This window comes from Rhodopila globiformis, assembly GCF_002937115.1.
Lineage (GTDB): Bacteria > Pseudomonadota > Alphaproteobacteria > Acetobacterales > Acetobacteraceae > Rhodopila > Rhodopila globiformis.
In genome coordinates this window covers 1-17,392 of the sequence record NZ_NHRY01000114.1, presented here as the reverse complement: position 1 = coordinate 17,392, position 17,392 = coordinate 1, and the positions used below count along the sequence as shown (strand labels likewise).

Annotated in this window: 15 protein-coding genes; 7 read left to right on the top strand and 8 right to left on the bottom strand. The window is 64.1% G+C overall.

The window, feature by feature from the left end; genetic code table 11:
- Positions 1 to 4: 4 nt before the first annotated feature.
- Positions 5 to 1,411 (bottom strand): phage portal protein, encoded by a 1,407-nt coding sequence (locus CCS01_RS11310; RefSeq protein WP_104518930.1) that lies wholly within the window; start codon positions 1,409 to 1,411, stop codon positions 5 to 7.
- Positions 1,412 to 1,439: 28 nt separating this feature from the next.
- On the bottom strand, positions 1,440 to 2,720 hold the full coding sequence (gene terL / locus CCS01_RS11305) for a phage terminase large subunit (RefSeq protein ID WP_239992114.1): 1,281 nt from the start codon (positions 2,718 to 2,720) through the stop codon (positions 1,440 to 1,442).
- Positions 2,721 to 3,137: 417 nt separating this feature from the next.
- Between terL and tgt the strand changes: the two genes are divergently transcribed.
- Genes tgt through queG form a run of 3 tightly spaced genes read left to right on the top strand, consistent with a single transcriptional unit; the run spans position 3,138 to position 5,851 of the window.
- On the top strand, positions 3,138 to 4,283 hold the full coding sequence (gene tgt, locus CCS01_RS11300) for a tRNA guanosine(34) transglycosylase Tgt (protein ID WP_104518928.1): 1,146 nt from the start codon (positions 3,138 to 3,140) through the stop codon (positions 4,281 to 4,283).
- Complete coding sequence (gene queF / locus CCS01_RS11295; RefSeq protein WP_104518927.1) at positions 4,280 to 4,744, top strand: preQ(1) synthase; 465 nt, start codon at positions 4,280 to 4,282, stop codon at positions 4,742 to 4,744. Before tgt ends, queF begins: the two co-directional genes overlap by 4 nt.
- 30 nt (positions 4,745 to 4,774) lie before the next feature.
- Positions 4,775 to 5,851: a tRNA epoxyqueuosine(34) reductase QueG gene (queG, locus tag CCS01_RS11290; protein ID WP_104518926.1), complete on the top strand. Its 1,077-nt coding sequence runs from the start codon at positions 4,775 to 4,777 to the stop codon at positions 5,849 to 5,851.
- On the opposite strand, the gene rsmI is transcribed toward queG, so the two are convergent.
- A complete protein-coding gene (gene rsmI, locus CCS01_RS11285) occupies positions 5,848 to 6,741 on the bottom strand; it encodes a 16S rRNA (cytidine(1402)-2'-O)-methyltransferase (protein WP_104518993.1) in 894 nt (297 codons plus the stop codon). The two genes, queG and rsmI, sit on opposite strands and share 4 nt — an antisense overlap.
- Between rsmI and CCS01_RS11280 the strand changes: the two genes are divergently transcribed.
- Positions 6,726 to 7,985 (top strand): penicillin-binding protein activator, encoded by a 1,260-nt coding sequence (locus CCS01_RS11280; RefSeq protein WP_104518925.1) that lies wholly within the window; start codon positions 6,726 to 6,728, stop codon positions 7,983 to 7,985. The genes rsmI and CCS01_RS11280 overlap by 16 nt on opposite strands.
- A 44-nt stretch (positions 7,986 to 8,029) precedes the next feature.
- Here CCS01_RS11280 and trpS read toward each other — a convergent pair whose 3' ends face one another.
- The 5 genes from trpS to tsaD form a co-directional block, all read right to left on the bottom strand.
- Positions 8,030 to 9,031, bottom strand: coding sequence for a tryptophan--tRNA ligase (trpS, locus tag CCS01_RS11275; RefSeq protein WP_104518924.1), 1,002 nt, complete (start codon positions 9,029 to 9,031; stop codon positions 8,030 to 8,032).
- A 4-nt stretch (positions 9,032 to 9,035) separates the two neighbouring features.
- Positions 9,036 to 10,625: a murein biosynthesis integral membrane protein MurJ gene (murJ, locus tag CCS01_RS11270; protein ID WP_104518923.1), complete on the bottom strand. Its 1,590-nt coding sequence runs from the start codon at positions 10,623 to 10,625 to the stop codon at positions 9,036 to 9,038.
- Between the two features lie 63 nt (positions 10,626 to 10,688).
- Positions 10,689 to 11,651, bottom strand: coding sequence for an NAD(P)H-dependent glycerol-3-phosphate dehydrogenase (locus CCS01_RS11265; RefSeq protein WP_104518922.1), 963 nt, complete (start codon positions 11,649 to 11,651; stop codon positions 10,689 to 10,691).
- Entirely contained in the window at positions 11,644 to 12,651 is a 1,008-nt protein-coding gene (locus CCS01_RS11260; protein ID WP_146101693.1) for a 23S rRNA (adenine(2030)-N(6))-methyltransferase RlmJ, read from the bottom strand. Before CCS01_RS11260 ends, CCS01_RS11265 begins: the two co-directional genes overlap by 8 nt.
- Positions 12,648 to 13,703 carry a tRNA (adenosine(37)-N6)-threonylcarbamoyltransferase complex transferase subunit TsaD gene (gene tsaD / locus CCS01_RS11255; RefSeq protein WP_104518920.1) on the bottom strand — a complete coding sequence of 352 codons (1,056 nt, stop codon included), beginning with the start codon at positions 13,701 to 13,703 and terminating at the stop codon, positions 12,648 to 12,650. The genes CCS01_RS11260 and tsaD overlap by 4 nt, the downstream gene beginning before the upstream one ends.
- 151 nt (positions 13,704 to 13,854) lie before the next feature.
- Here tsaD and CCS01_RS11250 point away from each other — a divergent pair, with 151 nt between their 5' ends.
- From CCS01_RS11250 to CCS01_RS11240, 3 genes are all read left to right on the top strand, one after another.
- Positions 13,855 to 14,574: a uroporphyrinogen-III synthase gene (locus CCS01_RS11250; RefSeq protein WP_158258348.1), complete on the top strand. Its 720-nt coding sequence runs from the start codon at positions 13,855 to 13,857 to the stop codon at positions 14,572 to 14,574.
- Positions 14,575 to 14,731: 157 nt separating this feature from the next.
- Positions 14,732 to 15,673: a COG4223 family protein gene (locus CCS01_RS11245; protein ID WP_104518918.1), complete on the top strand. Its 942-nt coding sequence runs from the start codon at positions 14,732 to 14,734 to the stop codon at positions 15,671 to 15,673.
- The gene (locus tag CCS01_RS11240) at positions 15,673 to 16,956 is read left to right on the top strand and encodes a heme biosynthesis HemY N-terminal domain-containing protein (protein ID WP_104518917.1); all 1,284 of its coding nucleotides are present in this window, start codon (positions 15,673 to 15,675) and stop codon (positions 16,954 to 16,956) included. Before CCS01_RS11245 ends, CCS01_RS11240 begins: the two co-directional genes overlap by 1 nt.
- Positions 16,957 to 17,392 lie beyond the last annotated feature (436 nt).

Sequence of the window (17,392 nt, the reverse complement as noted above, 5' to 3'; positions counted from 1 at the left end):
CAGCTCATGATGTTTCGTCGACTTCCGAAAAATTGACTTCCTCCGAAAAATGTTCGATATCATAACTTGCTGCAATGGTACGGGCTGCGGTTTCACGGCTGATGCATCCAGCCGCGACAAGGGCCGTCAAGGACTGAACATCCTTCTGGCGATCATCGGCCGTGGTAGGATACCATCGCGGCCACTTGAGGCTGAGCGAAGCAGTCATATCGAGAGGAGCGATTTCCTGCCCGAATACAGCCAGGGGATATACCTGCGACGCACGAACGATCAACCGCGCAAGCTGCAGCAGCCCCGCTTCGCCGTAGCTCGTGCGCATATTGTCCGCAAGCCAGATCAGCCCCTGGTTGAGCAGCTCCAGCGCGCGTCCGGATTGTGCGGCGCTCATACGCTCAGGGCTGGCCCGATTACCGTGAACGCTTTCAAGAGCCAGCTCCCGCAGGGTCCGGACGTACTCGATGACCGCGCTCGATGCGGTTCCCCCGATTTCCAGCAACCGGGCGTCACCCTTCTCGGAGACGACAAGGGCATTGCCGGCGCCCTTCACGAGGTCGCCGTCCACGAATGCGGGATCCTTCAACAACAGTGTTGGGTCGCTGCTGTATTTCAAGCCGCGGCCCACCTGGCTGAGCTGGTAGTCTATTTCGATCTGCGTGTGCATGGCCGCGGCGAAGGTGCACGCGCCGTCACAAGGATAGCCGGTCGAAGGCAGGCCAGGCAGGTTCTTGATCCAAACAATAGGAACTGCCCCCAATTTGTGGGACACCGTCCTGGTGTCATCGATCACCGGAGCGACCGTCGAACCCACACGAACGGGCTGGAACCAGGTTTCACTTGATTGGTCCCAACGGCGTGCGAACCAGTACTGCGCGTCAGGATCGTCGATCTCGTAGCCGTTGGCGATCAGGTCAGCGCCCGACACCTTATAGCGCTCGTCGACAGATGCCAGCGTATCGGGCGCCTGTGGATCCCATTGGGGAGTAAGATACAGTGTGTCCAGGACCTCAACAAAAATGCGGCCCTGAAGAACCCGGAGCAGCAACACGACTGAACCGACAGCGCCGCGTATGGCTGCTTCGGTCATTACGAAATTGAGGCGCGTTTCCTTGATGATGCCCGCGAATACGTCTCGAATACGGGCGTCGTTGCTGTCGATGCTTGGAAAATGTCCTTCGCTGAACAGCAGCGACACACTGTCCTCTACGACGATCCGGCAGAGCGGATACCTGACGCTCGGCCGCCGCTGACGAAGGGGGATGTACTCTCCGCCCGGGCCCCGCTCCTCGTGGAAATGATAGGGCAGGGCGTCGTACAAGGTGCCATTCAGTACACGACCAAGGGTGCTCAGTCGTCGGACGCGGTCCGGATAGTCCGGGTCACGGGGAACCAGTTCGCAGAGCGTATCAAACATCGTCTCTCGCGGTTACTTTGCGGTGGCGCTAGCGGTTGAAGATCGACACGGGAACCGGACCTGCCATCCCTGGGCGGCCGGTCAATGTCGTGAACGCACGCACCAGGGCGTCCACTTGGTCATCCTTGTGCCCCCAGGGAAAATCACGCATTTCTTCAATCAAGGTCTGGTTCCAGTCACCGGCGGCGACCGAGATGTTTCCGGCTTCAACCTGAGAGGCCAGAGGCATCGCGCGGGTTGCTTTCGATCCGGTCTCGCGGGATGAAACGACATGGAATCCCGCTAACTGGCGGACAAGATAGGCCATCTGGCTTTTCCCCGCCTGTCCAGGATCTTCCGGAATCGCCACGATCACGTTCTTGCCATCTTTGTGTGCGGTCTTGACGATCAGTTCCTCCACTTGATGCGGCGTTCCCTGCAAGCGGACAACGTCAAGAATGATGTAGCGACCATCCGAATTCCGCTGCATCCTGATGCCGACAGTCCAGTCCGGGTCGTTTTGACCGGTGTTGCCGGTGGCTGCCAGGTCCCAGGCGCGGACAACTGTATTGATTGCGCCTGGCTCCGGCGTTGGCCTGATCGCGATCTTGTCGATTGAAAACAAACGCCCCGTCGAAGGCAGAGGTGTTTGCTGAAACAGGGCCGACCATGCGCGTTCGCCAATCAACTGGCGTTTTCGGGTCAGGGCGCCGTAGTCTTCCCACTCTGGCCAAAGCGCCGCACCGACCGGCCTGCCAAGCGGGTCGTCGGCCTCGGCGAGGGCCGGCAGTCGAATCACACGCCATTCCGATTGAGCCTGGCTCAGTAGCTGTCCGCCCAGATCATCCTGATGCCAGCGGGTCATGATCAGGACGATCCTGCCGCCTGGCTTCAGGCGCGTAATGATATCCGACTTGAACCACTCCCAGACATAGGCCCGCTGGCGAGGACTTTCCGCATCCGCCTGGGAACTGACCGGGTCGTCGATAATGATCAGATCGGCTCTGCGGCCAGCTACTGCGCCACGGACGCCAACCGCCATGTACTCACCACCGCAACTTGTGGTCCAGTGATCAGCAGCGCGCTGGTCCTTGCTCACGCAAAATCCTAGGCATTGCTGTCGCTCAATGATCAGGGCGCGGACGCGGCGACTGAAGTGTTCAGCCAGGAACGCGGAATGCGATGCAGTAATGATAGAGGAGGCCGGATGCTGGCTGAACCACCACGCGGGAAAAAGAACCGATGCATAGGTGGATTTCGCCGACCCGGGCGGCATCAGAACCATAAGCCGATCGCACAGGCCGCGCGAAAGGTTTTCCAGTTCCGACACCAGATAGAGTTGATGGGACGCAGGCCGGTAGCCTGACTTGCTTAGTACTTCCTCGGCCCAGACCCGCAGAGTACCGCGGAGTCTGCCTCTGGTGAGAATCTCTTGTTCAATAGCAACACTGAATGAATGGAAGCTGCGAAAGACCAGCTATTGTCCGGCATTCCAATGGAAGGTGCCTGTGACCTGATAGCCGGTCAGCACCGGAGCAGGCTGCCAATGCACCACTCCGATCATACGCAAACCTATACAACTTTTTGGGGCGTTTGGTCAAGCCTTTTTTCCTATCCGGGCGATATGCCCGGGACGGGCCGTCGCAGGCGTTCCAGGAAGATGGCAGCGATCTACTCTTCTCAATCGGTCAGGCGGCCGGCCACAAGACTCTTGTCATGGGATACGCCGCGGCCCTAGGCAGGGCCAATGAACCTCAACTGCGCCTCAACCGAACGATTTCGCTTCGAGGTCCGGGCAACGGATGGGCTTGCACGTGCCGGCGCCATCCAGACCGCCCATGGCCCGCTCGAGACTCCGGCTTTCATGGTGGTAGGGACTGTTGGAACCGTCAAGGCCATGACGGCCGACGCTGTCCGGTGCACCGGAACCCAGTGCGTGCTGGGCAACACCTACCATCTCATGCTGCGGCCGGGTGCCGAGCGTATTGCCGCATTGGGTGGCCTGCACCGCTTCATGGACTGGCCGGGGCCGATCCTGACCGATTCGGGCGGCTTCCAGATCATGTCGCTCGCGGCTCTGCGCAAGATCGATGCTGACGGCGTGACCTTCCAGTCCCACATAGACGGAAGCCGGCATCGGTTGACGCCGGCGATCTGCATGGAACTGCAGCGGCAGTTCGATTCGACCGTCACAATGGTTTTGGATGAATGCACTGCCTTTCCGGCCACCTATGAGGACGCGGAAGCATCCATGGAAATGTCGATGCGGTGGGCCTTGTCGTCGAAGGAGGCATTCACCCGGCGGCCCGGGTACGGCCTGTTCGGCATCGTCCAGGGCAGCACTTTCCCCGATCTACGTCTGCGTTCCGTCAAGGCCCTGAAGGATATCGGGTTCGATGGCTACGCCGTTGGCGGGCTCGCGGTCGGAGAGGGGCAGGCGGCCATGCTCTCCACGCTCGACATCACGGTGCCCCAACTGCCGGCCGATGCGCCGCGATACCTTATGGGCGTAGGCACACCGGACGACATCCTGGGCGCCGTGCAGCGAGGTATCGACATGTTCGACTGCGTCATCCCCACCAGAGCCGGCCGAACCGCCCGCGCCTATACCTCTGCGGGCATCCGCAACATGAGAAACGCGCGCTATGCCGATGACGCCGGCCCGCTGGATCCGGAATGTCCGTGCCCGGCCTGTACTCGCCATAGCCGAGCCTATCTGCACCACCTGTTCCGGACGCAGGAAATGCTGGGCCCTATGCTTCTCACCTGGCACAACATCACCTATTACCAGTCGCTGATGCGAGGCATTCGGCAAGCGATCCAGGCCGGTGGTTTTGCCGCTTTTGCAGCCGGCAAGCGAGCCGCCTGGCAGGCTGGGGATGTGCTGCCATGACCGAGACGCCCTATGACCATCTCACGCTGCTTGGCCATCACGCGGCACAACCGGGCAGCCCGGATGCGGCGAAGCTGGAGCGTGTGGCCAATCCCGCGCCCGGCAAAGCGTACGTCATCCGCCTGACCTGTCCCGAATTCACGTCACTCTGCCCGCTGACGGGGCAGCCCGATTTCGCCCACATCATGATTGACTATATTCCTGGGGATTGGATCGTCGAAAGCAAGTCCTTCAAGCTGCTGATGGCCTCGTATCGCAACCACGGTGCTTTCCATGAGGGTTGTACGATGGAAATTGCCGCCAAGCTGGTCGATTTCCTGAATCCGGTGTGGCTGCGGATCGGGGCTTACTGGTATCCCAGGGGTGGAATCCCGATTGACATCTTCTGGCAAACCGGGCCCGCGCCATCGGACGCCTGGCTCCCGGCGCAGGACGTGCCTCCCTACAGAGGCCGGGGATAATCTATCATATCGCGCCCGCAAGGTTATGCTTTGACAGAAACCACAGTACGGAAGACCGGCACCACGACTGACCTCAAAACCCGCATCCGTGACAAGGCCCTGCAAATTGGCCTGGATGCGGTCGGTTTTTGTCCAGCGGACCTGGCGCCTGAAGCGCGGGAACGGCTCACGCATTTTCTGCGGGCAGGCTATCATGGCGATATGGGATGGCTCGCCGACAGGAAGCAACAGCGAAGCCAGCCCAAGGCACTGTGGCCGGATGTCCGAAGTGTCATTGTCGTGGGCATGTCCTACGCTCCGGCGTACGACCCGCTTTCAGCGGCCGGCCAGCGGAACTGCGGCAACATATCGGTCTATGCCCGGAACCGGGACTATCATGATATTATAAAGGGGCACCTGAAGCACCTGGCGCAATTCCTGGTTTCGCGCTTCGCCTGCCAGGTCAAGGTCTTTGTCGATACCGCGCCGGTGATGGAAAAGCCTCTGGCGCAACAAAGCGGCCTGGGCTGGCAAGGCAAGCACACGAACCTTGTTTCACGCGAGTATGGCTCGTGGTTGCTGCTGGGCGAAATCTACACGGACCTGGAACTGCAGGGTGACGATCCGTCAGCCGATCATTGCGGCTCCTGCTCGCGATGCCTGGATGTCTGTCCAACCAGGGCATTCCCGGCACCATACCGGTTGGATGCGAGCCGATGCATTTCCTATCTGACCATCGAGCATCATGGACCGATTCCCACTGAGCTCAGGCCGTTGATGGGTAATCATATATACGGCTGTGATGATTGCCTGGCGGTGTGCCCGTGGAACAAGTTCGCCACGCCGACGACCCATGAAAAGCTGGTCGCTCGTGGCGATCTCGCCGCACCGGCTTTGTCGGATCTGGCGGGTCTGGATGACAAGACCTTCCGCGCCAGGTTTGCCGGTTCGCCGATAAAGCGGACCGGACGAAACCGTTTCGTCAGAAACGTACTAATCGCGATCGGCAATTCCGGCGATCGGGCCTTGCTGCCCGTTGCCCAGCGGCTGCAGGCCGATCAGGACCCGGTTGTCGCCGAGGCCGCACACTGGGCGGCAGCCCGCCTCGCGGCTGCGGCGGGTTGCTAACCTTCCTGATGAAGTTGCAGCGCACGGGCGTAAACGAGCTTTCTGGGAAGCCCGGTCGCGGTGCTGACCAGGGCGGCGGCATCCTTGACGGTCTGCGTCGCCAACGCCGCCCGCAACCGTTGGTCCAGGTCCTCCGGGTCCTGTGCCTCCGGAGGCCCGATCAGTACCGTGATTTCGCCACGCGCAGGCTCATGGGTGAACAAAGCCGTGAGTTCACTCACTTTGCCGCGAACCACCGTTTCAAATCGCTTGGTCAGTTCGCGCGCTACGGCAGCGGAACGATCGCCGAACGTCTCTTGTATGTCAGCAAGGGTCTCAAGCAGCCGGTGCGGCGCTTCGTGCCATATCAAGGTCGCTGATAAACCAGCGCGTTCGGCCGCTCGCAGGCTACCGAAAGCCACCCGCCGCGCGGCCTGCCGAGGTGGCGGAAAGCCCAGGAACATGAACGGCAAGGGGGGCAAGCCCGACAGGATCAGCGCGGTAATCGCCGCATTGGGCCCCGGAACGGCGCTGACCGGGAGGCCGGCGGCGATCACGGCGCGCACCAGTCGGTAGCCGGGGTCTGATACGACAGGCGTTCCCGCATCGGACACCAGGCCAATGGCTTGCCCCGCGCGAAGTTTGTCGAGCACCAGCGGTATTTTGCTGTCCTCGTTATGGTCGTGCAGCGCATCGGTCCGGGTATGAATGTTCATGGCCGTGAGAAGACGCCCGGTCCGGCGGGTATCCTCGCACAGGATCAGGTCGCATGATCCCAGCACCGCACGCGCACGTGTACTAATATCGCCGAGGTTGCCGATTGGCGTGGAAACAAGCACAAGGCCATTCGGCGGGTCGGGCTGGCCGTCTCGCAGGTCATCGGGAGACGTGGCCGATGCGGCAACGGGCATTTCTCTTCCTTATCTGCGTCCTGACGCTCTCAGGCTGCGGCGAGCAGCTCTCAGGGCGATACGGACCGGGAAACCAAATTGGACCGGGCGGCGCAAGTCCGCTCGGCATGGGCGGTGGCAACCCATCGGCTGCAGGCCAGAAGGTCGCCATTCTGCTGCCGCTGACGGGCCCGCTCGCCGACCGCGCCAAGGATATGCTCCAGGCCGCGCAACTTGCGTCGCAGAATGGCGGACCGACGCTGGATGTCATCGACACCGGCGGCTCTCCCGCGGGCGCGGCGACGGCTGCACAGGCCGCGGTCCGTGCCGGGGACAGCATGATCCTCGGCCCGTTGACCTCCGCCGAGACAGCATCAGTCGCCCCGATTGCACGGGGTGCCCACATCCCTGTGCTCGCCTACACGAACGATACTGCGCAATCCCAACCTGGCGTATGGATTCTTGGCATAACTCCGGGGCAGCAGATCCGCAGGCTGGTGGCAGCCGCGCAGGCCCAGGGCAAGAACCAGTTCGCCGCCCTGCTGCCTTCGACGGGTTTCGGCCGCGCCATGGCGGACGGCCTCACCAAAGCGCTTGAAGCCGATCGGTTGCCGCCGGCGACAATCCGCATGCATTCGTCCGGCATGGCATCCATCACGGCAGCAACGAAGGACGTATCCGATTACGCCGATCGGCGGGGACCGATTGACGCGAAGGTGAAAGAGGCGCGTGCCCTGGGCACGCCCGAGGGACGCCGGGAAGCGCAGGAACTGGCCAGGACGCCTATTCCGCCCCCGCCGTTCAATGTACTCCTCCTCGCCGATACCGGCGAGGCGCTGCAGGAGCTCGCCGCTGTCCTGCCGTATTATGATGTAGACCGCTCCATGGTGCAGATCATCGGACCGGCGTTATGGGCGAGTCCGGCCAGCGGGTCAGGCGCCGTTTCCGGGGCGTGGTACGCGGCCCCGGACACCAGTTCACGCAGCAACCTGGAGCGGGACTACACCGCGAAGTACGGTACGCCGCCATCGCCGCTGGCCGACCTGGCATTCGATTCCGTCTCGATCGCCGCGGTGATCCTTGGCCGCGGGAGTGCCGATACGGCCATACTGACCCAGCCGGCCGGGTTTGTTGGCGTTGATGGCTGGCTGATGTTCATGCCCGATGGCCAGGTACGACGCGGCCTGGCGGTCTATCGCATCGAACGCGGCGGGCCGGCGTTGATCGATCCCGCCCCGCAAGCCCCGAACGTCCCCGGCGTATAACGGCCGGGGACCGTGTTCGGTCCTTGATCCTGGCGGATGCTGGGTCAGCGGACGTTCACGAAGCCAACCAGGCGCTCGGCCTCACGGACGATGGGATTCGCGATGGCCTCAGCCCGTTCGGCGCCGGACGCCAAAACCTGCAGGAGTGCCGCCTCATCGTCCAGAAGCCGCCGCGTCTCGGCGGCGATGGGCGACAGCCGCTCAACCAGCAGGTCCGCCAGCGCCGTCTTGAACGTCCCGAAGCCCTGTCCGCCGTAGTCCTTCAGCACCGCGGCGTGGTCGGTTTCCGCCAGCGCCGCGAAAATCCCCACCAGATTCCTCGCCTCCGGCCGATCGGCCAGTTCCGAGACATCCGCCGGCAGCGGGAGCGGATCGGTCTTGGCGCGGCGAACCTTCAGCGCAATCGTGTCGCTGTCATCGTTCAGATTGATGCGGCTCTGGTCGGAGGGATCGGATTTCGACATCTTCTTGGTGCCGTCGCGCAGGCTCATGACGCGGGCGGCCGGTCCCATGATCAGCGGCTCGATGGCGGGGAAGAACTCCACCCCGTAGTCATGGTTGAACTTCTGGGCGATGTCGTTGGCCAGTTCCAGGTGCTGCCGCTGATCGTCGCCGACTGGCACCCGGGTCGCGTGATAGGCGTGAATGTCCGCCGCCATCAGGTTGGGATAGACATACAGGCCTGACGAGGCATTCTCGCGATCCTTGCCCGCCTTGTCCTTGAACTGCGTCATGCGGTTCAGCCAGCCGAGACGGGCGACGCAGTTGAACATCCAGGCAAGCTGCGCATGGGCCCGGACCGCCGATTGCAGGAACAGGATGTGCCGCTTCGGATCAACGCCGCAAGCCAGCAGGACAGCCGTCATCTCCAGCGACTGCCGGCGCAGGGCTTCCGGTTCCTGCCAGACCGTGATCGCATGCAAATCGACGACGCACCAGATGCACTCATGATCGTCCTGCAACTTCACCCAGTTGCGGAGGGCGCCGAGGTAATTGCCCAGGGTCGGGATGCCGGACGGCTGAATGCCGGAGAAGACACGCTGCATACTGTTAGGTCTCTGTCGTTATGACCGGACTGGTGGCCGATTTATTCACGCTCTGCAAGCGACGGCGGGACATGACACGCTTGATGTCCCGTAGGTTGTAGGCGCCCAGCACGGGCACGGCGACGGCATAGCCCAGCAGGCCTGTCACGATCAGGGCCGCCAGGGAGGCGTAGCGCGGCCAGCCGTGAGGCGCGACGGCGAAAAGGTGTATACGTACGAGGATCAACCCGCCTGTCATCACCAGCGACGCGCCGATCATCCCGATGAGGCGCCGTATGAGCTGGTGGTCTGGTTTCAGGTGCGCCCGCCGCAGCAGGATGGTCGCCAGGCCGATGACGTTGGAGATCGCCGCCACGCTGGTCGCCAAAGGTGGCCCGATATGCGCGAGCGGAACCATGAAGGCCACGTTGAGCGTCAGGTTCAGCCCGACACAGGCCATGCCAACTTTCACCGGCGTGCTGGTATCGCCCCGCGCGAAGAAGGCCGGAGCCAATACCTTGACCAGTACGAACGCAGGCAGTCCCACAGCGTAGGCCGCCAGGGCCTGGGATGACAGGCGCGCGCTTTCCAGACTGAAGGCGCCATGGCCGAACAGGACCAGGATGATCGGGTAGGCGCAGACGATCAGCGCCAGCGCCGCGGGCAGCGTCAGGAACAGGGCGTATTCGATCGCGCGGTTCAGCGTGTCGAGCGATGCCGCGGCTTCGCCGGCTCGCACCTGGCGCGACAGCAGCGGCAGCAACGCCGTTCCGACCGCCGTCCCGATCACGCCCAGCGGCAACTGCTGCACCCGGTCCGCGAAATAGAGGACCGAGACGGTGCCGGCGGGCAGCAGGCTGGCAATGATCACGTCGACCGCCAGATTGAGCTGCGTCACCCCCGCGCCGACAAGACCGGGCGCCATGCGCCGCATCAGCAGCCGCATCTGTGGCGTCAGCCGTGGCCGCGGGATCGACAGCGTCATGCCGCCGCGGCGGAGCGCGAGCAGCAGCAGGCCAAGCTGGGCCACGCCCGACAAGGACACACCCCAGGCAAGCGCATGGCCGATCGTCGGCACATACGGCGTCATCCAGAGCATGCAGGCGATCGAGACGATATTGAACAGGACGTAGGAGGCCGATGCGGCAGTGAATTTCTCCATCCCGTTCAGGACGCCCGAGACCAGCGCCGCCAGGCAGATCAGCACCAGGTACGGGAAGGTGATCCGCGACAGGTCGACGGCAAGCTGGAACTTCGCCGGCGTCGCGCTGAACCCGGGCGCCAGTACCAGCATCAGGTACGGCATGAAGATTTCGCCGAGGATCGTCATGATCCCCAGCCAGAACGCCATGACGGCAAACGCCTCCTCGGCGAACTGCTTGGCGGCCTGCTTGCCCTCGGCCTGCAGCAGTCCGGAGAACGCTGGGACGAAGGCGGCGTTGAACGCCCCCTCGCCGAACAGCCGGCGGAACAGGTTGGGCAGCTTCAGGGCGACAAAGAAGGCATCGGCAATCAGCCCGGTGCCGACGAACGCCGCGATCAGCATGTCACGCGCGAAGCCAAGCAGGCGGCTGACCAGCGTCCAGCCGCCAACGGTCAGGATTCCCCTCAGCATAAGGGCACCTCGCGCCGGGCCAGGGCCTTGAATTGATGCTGCCGGGTCATGTGCGGAGCCTTGTCACTCATCCCGTTGAGGACGCGACATGAGTTCTGAGATCGATTGATCGAGGGTTTTCCTTCCCGACAGAAACTCGGCCACCGCCTGGCAAATCGGCAGCTCGACCTTTCCCGCCCGCGCGACCAGGGCGGCGGCGGTGGCGACGCCTTCGGTCACGGCAGTCCGGCCGGCAAGGATCGCTTCAAGGCTCCGGCCCTGCCCGAGCGCATGGCCAAGGCTGAAATTCCGGCTCGACATCCCGGTGCAGGTCAGCATCAGGTCGCCCAGTCCGGACAGTCCCGTCATGGCCTCCGCCCGCCCGCCGAGCGCAACGGCGAGACGGCACAACTCGCTCAGCCCGCGGGTTACCAGCGCCGCGCGCGCGTTCTCGCCCAGGCCGGCGCCGATGACGACACCCGCGGCGATGGCGATGACGTTCTTCGCCGCGCCGCCGAGCTGGGCGCCGATGGGATCATCATTGCCATAGAGGCGAAACGTGCTTGTCCCGAAGGCGACGCGCACCTGCTCCCGCAGATCCGCGTTCACGCTGGCGACGACCGTGGCGGCCGGAAGGCCAGCGGCGATCTCGTGCGCGAAGTTGGGGCCGCTCAGGACCGCGAGCGGGCGGTCGCCCGTGACGTCGCCGGCGACCTCCAGCGGCAGCATGTGGGTCCCGACTTCCACGCCTTTCGCGCAGATCACGATGCCCCCGGCCGGCGGCCGCAGCTTCAGGAGTGACGTGCGAAGATGCTGGGTCGGCACCACCCAGACGAGCAGATCCGATGCATCGGGAAGCTGATCCATGACGGTGACCGAGTCGGGAAGCCGCACGCCCGGCAACCGGCCATTCTCGTGGTTTCGCGCGATGGCAGCCACCGCCTCCGCTGTACGGGCCACCAGGGTGACGCTGTGCCCGGCCCGCACTGCCTGGATTGCCAGGGCCGTGCCCCAGGCTCCGGCGCCGACGACTGTAACCTTACTCATCTGCTATCCTGATTACGTCAACACCCGCACCGCTTTCGTCCTGGCCGAGACCACGGAGGACCGCGTCGGCGATCGCCTGCCCCTGTTCCGCAAACCGGTAGGGCGGGTTGATCACCAGCAAGCCGCATCCGTTGAGCCGCTCGGCGTTGGTCGGGGCCCGCAGGTAAAGTTCGATCGCGATGATATCGCGGATTCCTGTCATCTTGAGATTCGCGTGAAAGCCCCGGACCGCGGCGCGCTGCTTGATCGGGTACCAGGCGGCAAACACACCGTGGCTGAAGCGGCTGTGTCCACGCTTCAACCCTTCCGTCACAACGGCAAATTCGTCCTGGCTCTCGAACGGTGGGTCGATGAAAACCAGTCCGCGCTTCTCCCGGGGCGGCAGGAGGGCCTTCAAGGCGTCCCATCCGCTGCGGAAATGCACCTCGACCTGGGGATCGTGATGAAACAGCCGCCGCAGGGGGATGACGTCTTCCGGGTGAAGTTCGCAGCACGCCAGCCGATCGGCTGGGCGCATGAGCATAGGCGCTGACTTAGGGGGTCGGGCACGGCGATCTGCTCCTGTCGTCATGGCGGCCGAAGGGCCGCCATCCACGCCTTTGTCTGGTTCGGCATCGCAAGGCGTGGATGCCGGGCCTGCGCCCGGCATGACGGTATGGCAACGACCGTGCCGCTCGCCCGCTAAGTTAGCGCCTGCGGGCCGCATGAGGGCCCTGATCAGCGTGGGCGATCCGGGATAGAGGCCAAGGCTCCTCACCAGATCCAGATAGCGCCTGAGAGGAGCCGGCTGGCTTGCCAGGAGGCGCCGGATGCCTGCGTCCGCTTCGCCAGTCCGCCGGGCCGCGTCATCCTCCAGATCATACCGGCCCACTCCAGCATGTGTATCCAGCACGAAATAAGGCGTCGGCTTGCGCGCGAACGCATCGACAAGGTCTGCCAGCAAGGCATGCTTGAAGCAGTCCGCGAAATTCCCGGCGTGGTAGGCGTGGCGGTAATTCATGCCGACCGCTGCGATAGCGCTTCGAGCGGCCATCGCGGCAGCGTCGCAGCACTTACGTCGTCCCGGAGGTCACGCCGCAGCCGCTCGAGCCCAGCCCAGGCAACCATGACCGCATTGTCCGAGCAAAGCCGGATCGGCGGCGCGACCAGACGAAAGCCACATGTGCCCGCCGCGTCGGACAATGCCGCGCGCACCCGCTTGTTCGAGGCAACCCCACCGGCCGTCACGATCAGATCGGCATCGGCGAACTGCTCGCGCATCATTGTCATGGCATGAACCGCCCTGTCCGCGAGCACGTCCACGATGGCCTGCTGGAAGCTCGCCGCGACATCGGCGCGTTGCGCGCGCTCGAGAGGTCCATCGCCAAGCCTGGCCACCGCCTGGGCCACCGCGGTCTTGAGCCCCGACAGGCTCAGGTCGCATCCGGGGCGGCGGAGCATGGGCCTGGGGAAGGGAAACCGGTCCGGGTCACCCTCTGCGGCGATCCTTTCCAGTGCCGGGCCGCCCGGCCAGCCAACGCCGAGCAGCTTCGCAACCTTGTCGAACGCCTCGCCGACGGCATCGTCCACGGTGCCGCCGAGACGCCGGTACTGGCCAAGGTCCATCACCGCGATGCATTGCGAATGGCCGCCCGAGAGCAGGAACAGCAGGTAGGGGAAGGGCGCTCCGTCATCGACCAGGCCAGGCAGCCGGGCGGTCAGGGCGTGCGCTTCGAGATGATTGACGGCGACAAAGGGCAGATCATGGGCGATGGCAATGCCCTTGCCGAACTGGGACCCGACGATCAGGCCCCCGATCAGCCCGGGCCCCGATGTCGCCGCGACGCCACCGAGTTCCTTATAGGAGACGTTGGCGTTCGCCATGGCCCGGCGCACCAGGTCGGGCAGGTAGCGCAGATGGGCGCGGGCAGCGATCTCCGGCACGACCCCGCCATACGGCTCATGCTCCGCAAGCTGGCTGAGCACCATTTCGGCAAGGATATGGCCGTCGCCGTCGATGACCGCGGCGGCGGTCTCATCGCAGGAAGCCTCAATCCCCAGAACAGGTCCCATCGTGTCCTTCGAGTCACCCGAACGCCGCCGGGCGTGTCTTGGCCCATATGGGGCTGCCACGGCAACCTGTCTTCTTCACCCGCGGCGAAATGCGTGGCACAAGGGTAACGATGCATCCGTAAAGACGGCGATGTTGCCTGTTGGAGGTTCCTTGACGCGTGCGGCCCCGGCAAAACGCATACTGATCACCAGGCCGGAGCCAGGTGCCTCCCAGACGGCCGATCGGCTTGTCGCCATGGGCTTTTTGCCGGTGGTCGCCCCGGTGCTGGCTATCACGTCCACCGGGTCGGATTTCCGGCTGCCGGATCGCCTGGCGGCAACCCTCGTCACCAGCCGCAACGCCGTGCCGGCTTGTCCCCCATCCTGCCATGACCGTCCGGTGTTTGCCGTCGGGTCCGCGACGGCCGCATGCGCTGCCGAGGCGGGGTTCAGCCGGGTCATCGACGCCGACGGCGACGCGGCGGCCCTGGCGACGCTGGTGGCCGCCTCGCTGTCGCCCGGGGATGGCAGCCTGTTTTTCCCCACGGCTCGCGACCAGGGCTTCCCGCTGGTCAAAGCTCTGCGACAGCATGGCTTCCGCGTCATTCGCCGAGTCGCCTACGAAGCGACGCCCGTTCCGGTTTTGCCCCGGGAAGCCGTATCCGATCTGCAACATCGGCAATTGACGGCCGCGTTGTTCTTCTCCACAGAGACGGCAAGGCACTTTGTGCGTCTTGTCCTCGAAGCGGGACTTGGGGAGGCAGTGAACAATGTCGAAGCAGTGTCTATCAGTGAACGCGCAGCCATGCCATTAAGGAAGCTCCCGTGGCGGCAGATATGCGTCGCCTCGAAGCCCAACCAAGAAGCAATACTGGCGCTGCTGAATGAGTGAACATACCGAACCCACGCCACCGGATCACGCTGGTGATGCGGCGGCACCTGCGCCGGCAGACTATGCTGCTGACGCAACCGCGCTTCCGCCACAGGATCGCGCCGATGCCGCAGTTACGCCTCCGCCGCCAGCGCCGGAACCGCGCCGGCGCAGTGGCATGCCCTGGCTTTACAGCCTGGGCTTCCTGGTTCTGGCGGGCGGCATCTACGCCGCCTGGGAATACCCGCGTCAGACGGTAGCGCCCGATCTGGCGGCCGTTCAGCAACGGCTCGCGGACTTCGATGCCCGTCTGACCCGGCTGGAACAGCGTCCGGCGCCTGTCGCCTCGGTTCCCCAGGCGGATCTTGGCAAGCTCGCGTCGCGCATCGATGCGCTGGATGCGAAGATCGCCGATCAGGCGAAGATCACCGATCAGCTCCAGACGAAGGTTGGCGATCAGCTCAAAAATGCCGATCAGGCAGCAAGTGCCGGTCAGACCGAACTGAGCAGCCGGGTGAATGCGGTTTCGGGCAAAATCGACTCGCTGTCCGGGCATATCGAGACGGGCCTGGACGCCATCAGGCAGCAGACGGATCACCTGGCAGCGCGCGTTGCGGCCCTGGAGAAAGCATCCGGCGGCGCCGATACGGTATCAAACCAGCTGAACCGTCTGGCCCGTATCCAGGAGGCCACCCTTGCTCTCGCCGCAGGCCGCCCGCTTGGGGACATTCCAGGTGCGCCGCCGGCCGTGGCGCGCTTCGCCCACACGGCGCCGCCTACCATGATCCAGCTTCGTGAGTTGTTCACGCAGTCGGAGCATGCCGCCATCGCGGCCAAGCAGCCGGATGACACGTCTGTTCCGCTCGTGGATCGCATCTGGCAGCAGGCGCAGGGCCTGGTCACCGTTCACAGGGGGGAAAACGTCGTGGTGGGCAATCCGGCCGCCGTTACGCTGGGTCATGCGCGCGACGCTCTGGACGCCGGCGACCTGAAGGGCGCGATCAGTACCGTTGAGGAGCTGAAAGGACAGCCACGTGATGCCATGGCCGGCTGGCTCAAGGAAGCCAGGTCGCTGGCGGACGCGCGCGCCGCATTGGCCAACATGGCTGGTCAGAGCTGATGCGCAGGGTCTTCCTTTTCCTGATCGTCGCCATAGCCTTCATCGCAGGGGCGTGGCTACTGGCCAGTGTGCCCGGCCGGGTCAATGCAACCGTTGGGTCGTTCGAGTTCGAAACATCGGCTCCCGTCGCGATCCTGGCTGTCATCCTGCTTGTGCTCGCAGTGATCATTCTGCTGCGCGTCATCACAGGTCTCGCCAGGATTCCGCGCTCGGGCGCCGGATGGCGGCGCCGTCAACGCGTGAGAGCCGGCGAGGCCGCCGTCACGCGCGTGCTCGTGGCCCTTGCGGCGGGGGACCAGGCGGGTGCTCGCAAGCAGGCTCGCCGGGCGCGGCAGTTGCTTGGCGACTCGCCGCAGGTCCTGTTGCTGCTGGCGGAAGCAAGCCGGCTGGCCGGCCGGGAGGATGAGGCCAACGAGGCGTTCCGGTCGCTGACAAGGCAGAAGGATGCACGGTTCCTGGGCCTGCGCGGACTCTTGCGCCAGGCGATCGACCGCCGGGACTGGGCCGAGGCCCTGACCATTGCGAATCAGGCCGAAGCGGTACGTCCCGGCACGACATGGCTGCGTCAGCAGCGCGCTGAACTGGCGCTGCAGACCGAAAACTGGAGCGAAGCGCTTGATCTGATCGGCCAGGATGCGCGACGGACGGTTTATTATACGGCCGCGGCCGATGCCGAGCCCAACCCGGTTCGTGCGCTCGGCTATGCCAAGCAGGCGTGGAAAGAAGATCCGACCTTTCCGCCCGCCGTCCTCGCCTACGCCCGTCGCCTGCGCGTCGATGGCAATGAGCGCCGTGCGCGTGCCTGCGTGACGGACGCCTGGCGGCGCGCGCCGCATCCGGATCTGGCAGAGTTCATACTGGCTCAGGAACCGGACAAGGCATCGCGCTATGAGGCTGCCAAGCTATTGACGCAGCGCAATGAGACCAATCCGGAGAGCCGGCTGCTCCTGGCCCGGACCGCGCTAGAAGCCGGCTTTGTCTCGGACGCGCGGAACCAGATCGAAGCCGTGCGCGCCGAAGGGTTCAACCAGCGTCGTGTCTACCTGCTTCTCGCGGAGATCGAGGAACAGGAAAGGGGCGACACCGAGGGCGGCCGCCTCGCGCAACGGGATGCCCTGCGTCTGGCGGCCGGCGCCGACCCCGACCCGCGTTGGCAATGCGCGTCCTGTCACGCGGATCATGTGACGTGGCAGCCGAAATGTTCTTCCTGTGGAGGGGTGGCAACGTTGCGGTGGGTCAGCGAAGTCGGCAGCAGCAGGACCGTGCCAGCTATTGTCAGCTGACAGACGCTACAGAAAATCGCAGGTAGGTTGGGATGCGCAGTCGCTGCCTCGTCGTCATGGCGGCCGAAGGGCCGCCATCCACGCCTTTGCCGACATCAGCACCGTAAGGCGTGGATGGCCGGCCTACGCTGCTGCCGCGTACACACATCTCTGAAACGACCTCCGGTTATCTGAAAAAGTCTCTTGTTATCAGTGGATTGGCCAAAGGTTTCTGTATATACAAAAATCTCCCCTAACCCATTGATAACAAAGGATATCGCCTAACGTAACCGGGAGTTCCCCCGGCTCTGCCGGGGAGGCAGCAGCAGTTTGACATTTGCGGGGGTAGGCCCCGGTTCGCCCATCAATGAAACTCTGGAGCGTGAGCCGCCAAAGCACACGCTGATGGAGTTCCATCAATGGACGAATTCGAGAGCCTAAATCACACCAAATGGGA

What these genes read in the sequence shown, in the direction of transcription:
- queF (WP_104518927.1), top strand. Translation starts at nt 4,280, where the DNA reads ATGACCGAGACGCCCTATGACCATCTCACGCTGCTTGGCCATCACGCG.
- CCS01_RS11310 (WP_104518930.1), bottom strand. Translation starts at nt 1,411, where the DNA reads ATGTTTGATACGCTCTGCGAACTGGTTCCCCGTGACCCGGACTATCCG.
- trpS (WP_104518924.1), bottom strand. Translation starts at nt 9,031, where the DNA reads ATGCAGCGTGTCTTCTCCGGCATTCAGCCGTCCGGCATCCCGACCCTG.
- tgt (WP_104518928.1), top strand. Translation starts at nt 3,138, where the DNA reads ATGAACCTCAACTGCGCCTCAACCGAACGATTTCGCTTCGAGGTCCGG.
- rsmI (WP_104518993.1), bottom strand. Translation starts at nt 6,741, where the DNA reads ATGCCCGTTGCCGCATCGGCCACGTCTCCCGATGACCTGCGAGACGGC.
- CCS01_RS11265 (WP_104518922.1), bottom strand. Translation starts at nt 11,651, where the DNA reads ATGAGTAAGGTTACAGTCGTCGGCGCCGGAGCCTGGGGCACGGCCCTG.
- CCS01_RS11260 (WP_146101693.1), bottom strand. Translation starts at nt 12,651, where the DNA reads ATGAATTACCGCCACGCCTACCACGCCGGGAATTTCGCGGACTGCTTC.
- tsaD (WP_104518920.1), bottom strand. Translation starts at nt 13,703, where the DNA reads ATGGGACCTGTTCTGGGGATTGAGGCTTCCTGCGATGAGACCGCCGCC.
- CCS01_RS11280 (WP_104518925.1), top strand. Translation starts at nt 6,726, where the DNA reads ATGCGGCAACGGGCATTTCTCTTCCTTATCTGCGTCCTGACGCTCTCA.
- murJ (WP_104518923.1), bottom strand. Translation starts at nt 10,625, where the DNA reads ATGCTGAGGGGAATCCTGACCGTTGGCGGCTGGACGCTGGTCAGCCGC.
- CCS01_RS11245 (WP_104518918.1), top strand. Translation starts at nt 14,732, where the DNA reads ATGCCCTGGCTTTACAGCCTGGGCTTCCTGGTTCTGGCGGGCGGCATC.
- CCS01_RS11240 (WP_104518917.1), top strand. Translation starts at nt 15,673, where the DNA reads ATGCGCAGGGTCTTCCTTTTCCTGATCGTCGCCATAGCCTTCATCGCA.